Origin of the sequence: Streptodolium elevatio (genome assembly GCF_040649515.1) — a bacterium.
In the GTDB taxonomy this organism is placed as follows: Bacteria; Actinomycetota; Actinomycetes; order Streptomycetales; family Streptomycetaceae; genus Yinghuangia; species Yinghuangia elevatio.
The window spans coordinates 1-7196 of record NZ_JBEZFP010000233.1 but is presented as its reverse complement, the minus strand read 5'-3'; the positions used below and the strand labels follow the sequence as shown (position 1 = coordinate 7196).

Sequence of the window (7196 nt, the reverse complement as noted above, 5' to 3'; positions counted from 1 at the left end):
GCGCACACCGGATGGTGTGCGCGCCCCTCGCGTCTTGCGGTCCGTGTCGATCCGCCCGTCAGGAGGCCAGGCCCAGGGTGGCCATGCGGGCGGTGTGGGCCTCGGTGATGCGGGTGAACATGCGGCCCATCTCGGCGAGGTCGAAGCCGGGGACGGCCAGGCCGCCGACGAGGAGGGCGGAGAGCGCGTCCCGTTCGGCGGCGACGCGTTGCGCCTGGCTGAGCGCCTCGCCCATGAGGCGGCGGCCCCATAGCGCGAGGCGGCCCGCCACGCGCGGGTCGCGCTCGATCGCGGAGCGGACCGCGTCGACGACGAATGCCGAGTGGCCGGTGTCGCGCAGCACCTCCTCGACCAGCGCGCGGCTGTCCGGGTCGAGGTGGGCGGCGACCTCGCGGTAGAAGTCGGCCGCGATGCCGTCGCCGACGTACGCCTTGACCAGCCCTTCCAGCCAGTCGGCCGGCGCGGTGTGGCGGTGGAACTCGTCGAGCGGCGTGACGAAGGGCTCCATCGCGTCCGCCGGGTCGACGCCAAGTGACGCAATGTGCGCGCGCAGGCGCTCGAAGTGGTGGAATTCGGCGACCGCCATGGCCGCGAGGGCGGCCTTGTCGTCGAGGGTCGGGGCCATCTTGGCGTCCTCGGCGAGCCGCTCGAAGGCGGTGATCTCGCCGTACGCCAGCACGCCCAGCAGCTCCACGACGGCCGCCCTGGCGGCCTCCGGGGGCCCGGCGTGCGCAGCGTCGTGGCCGACTGCCGTGTCGGCGGCGGGGTCCGCGTTTCCGGGCTGCGTTCCTTCGGTCATGAGACCGCAGCGTAACCAGCATCACCCCACGTGGAGTACACCGGCGGGTACAGTGGTACAGAACGCGGATGCCCGGTCGGAGGACGATCGGCTCCGACCGCCCCGCTCGGGCTGCTGCCCGAGGCCGAGGTCCCGTGTCGTGCCACAGGCCCAAATGCGGACATCAAGGTCCCGCTCGGATGGCTTGTTTACGGCAACGCGGTCCTGACCCGCCTCGGAGAGAGATACAGCAGCCCAAATACACAGAAGAGGCTGGACCCCTGACCACATTCAGAGAACTCGGCGTACTTTCCGAAACCGCCGAGGCCCTTGAGAGCCTCGGCATCACCGAGGCGTTCCCCGTCCAGGAGATGACGCTTCCGGTCGCCCTCGCGGGCAGCGATGTCATCGGACAGGCCAAGACCGGCACGGGCAAGACCCTCGGTTTCGGCATCCCCCTGCTTCAGCGCGTCGTGACCCCAACCGACGTCGAGGCCGGCCGCGCGACCGCCGTACCGGGCAAGAGCCCGCAGGCGCTCGTCGTCGTCCCCACGCGCGAGCTGTGCGTGCAGGTGACCAACGACCTGCTCGGCGCCGGCAAGCTGCGCGCCGTGCGCGTCCTGGCCGTCTACGGCGGCCGTGCCTACGAGCCGCAGGTCGAGGCGCTCCGCAAGGGCGTCGAGGTCGTCGTCGGTACCCCCGGCCGCCTGCTCGACCTGGCCGGACAGGGCCATCTGGACCTGTCGCAGGTCCGCATGCTGGTCCTCGACGAGGCCGACGAGATGCTCGACCTGGGCTTCCTGCCCGACGTCGAGAAGATCGTCGACCGGCTGCCCGCGCGCCGCCAGACCATGCTGTTCTCGGCGACCATGCCGGGGCAGATCATCACCCTCGCGCGGCGCTACATGAGCCGTCCGACCCACATCCGCGCCTCCGCGCCGGACGACCAGGGCGCCACCGTCGCCTCCGTCGTGCAGCACGTCTACCGCGCGCACGCGATGGACAAGCCGGAGATGCTGTCGCGCATCCTGCAGGCCCAGGACCGCGGCCTCGTCATGGTCTTCTGCCGCACCAAGCGCACCTGCGCGGATCTCGCCGAGGGCCTGTCCGAGCGCGGCTTCGCCGCGGCGGCGGTGCACGGCGACCTCGGCCAGGGCGCGCGCGAGCAGGCGCTGCGGGCGTTCCGCAACGGCAAGGTCGACGTCCTGGTCGCCACGGACGTCGCGGCCCGCGGCATCGACGTGGACGGCGTCACGCACGTCGTCAACTACCAGTGCCCCGAGGACGAGAAGACGTACCTGCACCGCATCGGCCGCACCGGCCGCGCGGGCGCGGCGGGCGTCGCGGTGACGCTCGTCGACTGGGAGGACATGCCGCGCTGGGGCCTCATCAACAAGGCCCTGGACCTGTCCTTCCCGGAGCCGCCCGAGACGTACTCGACGTCCGCGCACCTGTACGCGGACCTGGCGATCGCCGAGTCGGCGACCGGTGTGCTGCCGCGCGCCGACCGGACCCGTGCGGGTCTGGGCGCCGAAGAGGTCGAGGACCTCGGCGAGACCGGCAAGAGCGCGGGTCGCGGACGAGGCGGCCGCTCCGGCGGCGCGTCGCGCTCCGGCGGGCGCGGCGGGCGCGGTGACGCGCGCCCGGAGGCGTCGACGGACGAGGCGTCCGCCGAGCCGAGCCGCCGCCGCGCACCGGGCAGCCGTCGACGTCGCCGCCTGAACGGTGACGACGCGGCCGCGACTGCCGTGGTCGAGGCCGCCGAGACCGTGGTGGCCGAGGCCGAGGCGAAGGCCGGCGCGACCACCGAGGCTGCCGCGCCGAAGCGGACCCGTTCACGTACGCGCGCCAAGAGCGCGGTGTCGGCGGACGCGGGCGCGGTGGTGGCCGAGGCTCCCGAGGCCGTCGTCGGCGAGGCCGCGGCGCAGAGCGAAGGGGAGGCCGAGGGCGAGAAGGCCCCGCGCCGTCGCCGCCGCCGTCGCCGCCCCGAGTCGTCGGCCGGATCGGCCGCCGAGTCGATGGACTGACCCACACCGCCGCAAAGGCAACGCAGAACGATCCACCCCGCCGGGCGCGGTTCGGGACCGAGAGGTCCCGGCCGCGCCCGCGGTGCGTGCGGGACCGTCAATGGGAGCTTCAGGCGGGGCCGTCGGTCGGGCGCGTCAGTCGGCGGCGGCTCCGGCTCCCCCGCCGTCGCCTCCGCCGACCGGTTCGAGGACGAAGACCGGGATCCGGCGGTCGGTGGTGCGCTGGTACTCGGCGTAGTCGGGGTACGCGGCGACCGCCCGGTCCCACCACAGCGCCTTCTCGTCGCCGGACAGCTCGCGCGCCCGGTACTCCCGCGTCACCCGGCCGTCCTGAATCCCGACGACCGCCTCGACGGCGAGGGTGGCGTACCACTGCGGGTTGGTCGCGGTGCCGCCGTTGGAGGCGACGGCGGCGTACCGGCCCTCGTGCTCGACGCGCATCACCGGGGTCTTGCGGAGCTTGCCGGTCTTGGCTCCGCGGTAGGTCATGAGGACCGTGGGCTTGCCCTTGATGGTGACGCCGTCGGTCGTGCCTGTGCTCATGACCTGCTCGACGTGCGTGCGGACCCAGCCGAGCGCGCTGGGTTCGTAGTCCTCGTCGCCGCGCCCGTCGCGGGCGTCGCCGGCGTTGCGTGCGCGCCGCGCCTGCTTGGTGTCCACGTTGTCGGCCAGCGCCCTGAGGAGGTCGGGCAGCCACTCCGCCGTCTCGGCGGGTACGCCGGCCGCGGTCTCCTCCGCGAGGGCGAACCACAACTCGTCGACCTGGGCGGCCAACGCCTTTCCGCTGTCGGTGAGTTCGACGATGCTGGCGCGCCGGTCGGACGGGTCGGGCGTGCGGCGGACGTGCCCGGCGGTCGCCAGCTTGCGGGTCATGAGCGTGACGCTGGGCGGCTCGATGCCGAGCGCCTCGCCGAGCCGCCCTTGGATCATCGGCCCGGACCGGGCCAGCGCAAGCAGCAGCACTTCCTGCCCGGGATGCAGGCCGAGCGGCGCGAGCAGCTCCGCGGCCCTGGCGCGGTGGCGCAGGCTCAGCAGGCGAATGGCCTGGTTGAGGGCATCGGCGTAGGCGTGGTCCATGGGTTCTCCCCGCGCTCGGGTCGGACTCGACAGCTCGACCAGATTACTTATGCAGATAAATATTATGCGCATAAGTAATGGCCGTCCAGTACGTGCCACACCGAGGACGTTCGGCCCGTCACCTCCGGGGCGGCCTGGCCTACCCTCGGGTAGGTGAGCACTCCGCCCTTCCTCGACCTGCCCGCGACCGTGCGGGCGCACCGCGCCACGACCGCGCGGGGTGAGTTCGCGTACCTGGCGGCGGACCCGCCCGACGGGCAGGCGGTCGTCGGCACCGGACTGCTGGTGCCCGGGTTCACCGGGGGCAAGGAGGACTTCATAGGCGTCCTCGACCCGCTCGCGCGCCGCGGCTACCGGGTGTTCGCCCTGGACCAGCGCGGGCAGTACGAGACGCCGGGTCCGGACGCCGCCCCCGACGCGTACGCCCGCCCCGAACTCGTCGCCGACCTCTGGGCCGTGCTCGACACTCTCGCGCCGCGCGAACCGGTCCACCTGGTCGGGCACTCGTTCGGCGGCCTCGTCGCCCGCTCGGCCGCACTCGACGCTCCGGCGCGACTGGCGTCCCTGACCCTGATGAGCACCGGCCCCGCGGCGGTCCGCGACACCGAGACGGCCCGGCTGCTGATGCTGGAGGACGCGTTGGCCGTCGCATCGCTCCAGCAAGTCTGGGACGCCATGCGGCAGTTGGATGCGGATCAGGGGCTCCGCCCGCACCGGGACCCGGCCGTCGCGGCGTACCTGCACCAGCGCTGGCTGGCCAATTCGCCGGCCGGGATCGCGGCGACCGCACGGCAGTTGCGTACCGAACCCGACCTGACGGACGAGCTGGCCGCCCGCGTCGCCGCCGGGCTGCGGGTGCTCGTGCTCTCGGGCGCGCGGGACTACGCGTGGCCGGTGACGTGGCAGGCGGAGACCGCGCGCCGCCTCGGCGTACGCCATCTCGTCGTCGACGGCGCCGACCACTCCCCCAACGCCGAGCAACCCGAGGCGACCGCCAAGGGCCTCGCCGACTTCTGGGACGCGGTGCACTGACCCTGTGTGGGACGCGCCGCCGCGTCCCGCGCGCGGGGGCGGGCATCGGCGATGTCACAGCCGGTCCGGCTGCCTCGTCTCGTGGGGTGACACCCGATCACCGCGACGAGGAGTAAGAGCCATGAACATCGCTTTGTGGGTCGTTGCCGGGCTGCTGGCCGCCGCCTACGCCGCCGGAGGAAGCCTCAAGGTGGCCATGCCGAAGGAGAAGATCGCCGCTTTCGGGGCCTCCTCCAAATGGGTCGACGACTTCGGCGGCACCACCGTGAAGACCATCGGGGCCCTGGAAGTCCTGGCCGCCATAGGCCTCGTCCTGCCGGCCGCGCTCGACATCGCCCCGGTCCTGGTGCCGTTCGCGGCCCTCGGCGTGGTCCTGATCATGGCCGGTGCGACGCTGACCCGCGTCCGGCGCCGCGAGTTCGCGCTGATGGCGGTGGACCTGGTGTACCTCGCGTTGGCCGCGTTCGTGGTCTGGGGACGCTTCGGCCCCGAATCCTTCGGGTGACCGGCAGCCGGCGGATGGCGGCGCCCGGTGGTGTGGACTTGCGGACGCCGCCTCAGCCCTCGCCGTGCGGTGTCACGCCGAACTCCTGGTTCAGCCGGTCCCAGAAGCCGTTGCGCAGCGCCCGCCGCAGGTCCTCGTGCGGGCGCAGCGAGAACTGCAGCTCGCCTTCCGCGTCCACGAGCAGTGCCTTGTCGACGTTCTCTGGGAGACGTGGTCCGGGCATCAGGCCCGCCATGTCCTCGCGGCCGCGCGCGCCGAGCCAGCGTTCGGCGATCTTTCCGCCGAGGCGCCAGACCTGGTCGAAGGTGGGCGGCGTCCCGCCGGTCGTGCGCTGCGGCGCCGGATTCGCGGCCGGAGTCGCCGTGACCGGGGGCTGCTGGAAGATGCACGGCGCGCAGAAGTCGTGGTGCAGGGTGCGCGTCACGTCGGCCTCCCACACCAGCGGCTCGGCCTGGTTCATGCCGTACGCCGGCTCGATGCCCCACAAGTGCACGCGCACGCCGTACGACTGCGCCGCCTCGACGGCCAGGACCAGGTCCTCGTCGCCGCTCACCACCACCGCGTCCTCGATGGCGCGGTTGCGGGCCAGCGATTCCAGGTCGCTGCGGATCAGCGAGTCGACGCCCTTCTGCTGGTTGTGGGCGTTGAGGTTGCCGAGCCTGACCTTCACGTCCGGGAGTTCGGCGACCTGCTTCTGCTCGAAGGTGGGGACGCGGTTGCGTGCGCCGTCGTACCAGTAGACGCGCAGCAGCCGCCCCTCGGGGAAGACCGCCCGCGCCTCGTCGATCAGCGAGCTGATCAGGAACTCGGCGTCGACGCGGAACGCGCGGCGCTCCGCGGTCCCGGCGACGAGCAGGCCGATCGCGGCGTAGACGTAGCCGACGTCGACGAACAGCGCGTGCGTGCCGGCGTGCGGGGGCGCGGAGACCAGACGCACGGGGACCGCCGCGGGCGCCTCCCCGGCGTCCTGGGCGCCGCCGGCGCCGCCGGTCGCCTCGGCGGGCGCCCGAGCGTCGGGGTTCGCCCCGGAAGCTGCGGCGGAATGCGTCCCGGCGTCGGAGCCGGAAGCGTGGGCGGGGGCGGGATCGGCTGCGGGGTCGGCGGGCCGACCGTACGCCGGTTCTGACGAAGGTCTCGGTTCCGGCCCGGGCGTAGCCGCGTGCGTCTCGTGCGCCTCATCCGCCACGGAACGCTCCGCCCTGGGGGCCTGCTGCATTGGGTCCATTGATTCGTATTGTCCTACGTCCCCGCCTTCCTGGCGGGGTTACCGGGCACGCGCCACTCGGCCGGGTGGCCGACCGGTCCGATGGTCGCGTTCCGAAAACCATTCGGTCACGGGAATGACTCGGCTGTGACCGGTGTTGTTCCAGTCACCCGCCGTGCTGCGAGGCGCGATTCCCGGTCGTCCAAGGGCTTCCGCGGAGCAATCGCGCTGTTCGCCGCGCACTTTTGCCGGGTGATTTATACGCTATGTCGTGTTCGGTGGCCGCCCCTCGCGGGCGGCCCCGACGCGTCCCGCAGACGAGGAAGAAGAGGAGGCGCGTATGCGCTACCGAATCACGAACCTCACCCGCACCGACGACAGCAAGAAGACCACCGACGTACACGCCAAACCGGCGACTGTGGACGTCGAAGCGGTCAACGAGGCCGTGAAGCGCGCCGCCGCCCGCGGCGAGAGCCTCTACATCAGGCCGGTTTCCCTGGCCGACGCCGCGGCTCCCCAGCCGTCGCAGGCCGTTTGATCCCTATGCGCCGAGGCGCCCCACCCGGATTCCGG

Annotated in this window: 7 protein-coding genes; 4 read left to right on the top strand and 3 right to left on the bottom strand. The window is 72.8% G+C overall.

Annotated elements, in window-relative coordinates:
- Positions 1 to 58: 58 nt before the first annotated feature.
- Positions 59 to 799: a ferritin-like fold-containing protein gene (locus AB0C36_RS42095; protein ID WP_358364830.1), complete on the bottom strand. Its 741-nt coding sequence runs from the start codon at positions 797 to 799 to the stop codon at positions 59 to 61.
- Positions 800 to 1149: 350 nt separating this feature from the next.
- Between AB0C36_RS42095 and AB0C36_RS42090 the strand changes: the two genes are divergently transcribed.
- Complete coding sequence (locus AB0C36_RS42090) at positions 1150 to 2805, top strand: DEAD/DEAH box helicase (protein WP_358364827.1); 1656 nt, start codon at positions 1150 to 1152, stop codon at positions 2803 to 2805.
- A 135-nt stretch (positions 2806 to 2940) separates the two neighbouring features.
- On the opposite strand, the gene AB0C36_RS42085 is transcribed toward AB0C36_RS42090, so the two are convergent.
- The gene (locus tag AB0C36_RS42085) at positions 2941 to 3882 is read right to left on the bottom strand and encodes a nitroreductase/quinone reductase family protein (RefSeq protein WP_358364825.1); all 942 of its coding nucleotides are present in this window, start codon (positions 3880 to 3882) and stop codon (positions 2941 to 2943) included.
- A gap of 153 nt (positions 3883 to 4035) precedes the next feature.
- Between AB0C36_RS42085 and AB0C36_RS42080 the strand changes: the two genes are divergently transcribed.
- Positions 4036 to 4914, top strand: coding sequence for an alpha/beta fold hydrolase (locus AB0C36_RS42080; RefSeq protein ID WP_358364822.1), 879 nt, complete (start codon positions 4036 to 4038; stop codon positions 4912 to 4914).
- A 121-nt stretch (positions 4915 to 5035) separates the two neighbouring features.
- Positions 5036 to 5419, top strand: a complete 384-nt coding sequence (locus AB0C36_RS42075; RefSeq protein ID WP_358364819.1) for a DoxX family protein — start codon at positions 5036 to 5038, stop codon at positions 5417 to 5419.
- 52 nt (positions 5420 to 5471) lie between these two features.
- On the opposite strand, the gene AB0C36_RS42070 is transcribed toward AB0C36_RS42075, so the two are convergent.
- On the bottom strand, positions 5472 to 6356 hold the full coding sequence (locus AB0C36_RS42070) for an NYN domain-containing protein (RefSeq protein WP_435839232.1): 885 nt from the start codon (positions 6354 to 6356) through the stop codon (positions 5472 to 5474).
- 607 nt (positions 6357 to 6963) lie between these two features.
- On the opposite strand from AB0C36_RS42070, the gene AB0C36_RS42065 reads away from it, so the two are divergent.
- On the top strand, positions 6964 to 7161 hold the full coding sequence (locus AB0C36_RS42065; RefSeq protein WP_358364816.1) for a DUF8834 family protein: 198 nt from the start codon (positions 6964 to 6966) through the stop codon (positions 7159 to 7161).
- Positions 7162 to 7196 lie beyond the last annotated feature (35 nt).

Coding starts and splice junctions, on each gene's coding strand:
- AB0C36_RS42095 (WP_358364830.1), bottom strand. CDS start 799: ATGACCGAAGGAACGCAGCCCGGAAACGCGGACCCCGCCGCCGACACG.
- AB0C36_RS42090 (WP_358364827.1), top strand. CDS start 1,150: ATGACGCTTCCGGTCGCCCTCGCGGGCAGCGATGTCATCGGACAGGCC.
- AB0C36_RS42085 (WP_358364825.1), bottom strand. CDS start 3,882: ATGGACCACGCCTACGCCGATGCCCTCAACCAGGCCATTCGCCTGCTG.
- AB0C36_RS42075 (WP_358364819.1), top strand. CDS start 5,036: ATGAACATCGCTTTGTGGGTCGTTGCCGGGCTGCTGGCCGCCGCCTAC.
- AB0C36_RS42065 (WP_358364816.1), top strand. CDS start 6,964: ATGCGCTACCGAATCACGAACCTCACCCGCACCGACGACAGCAAGAAG.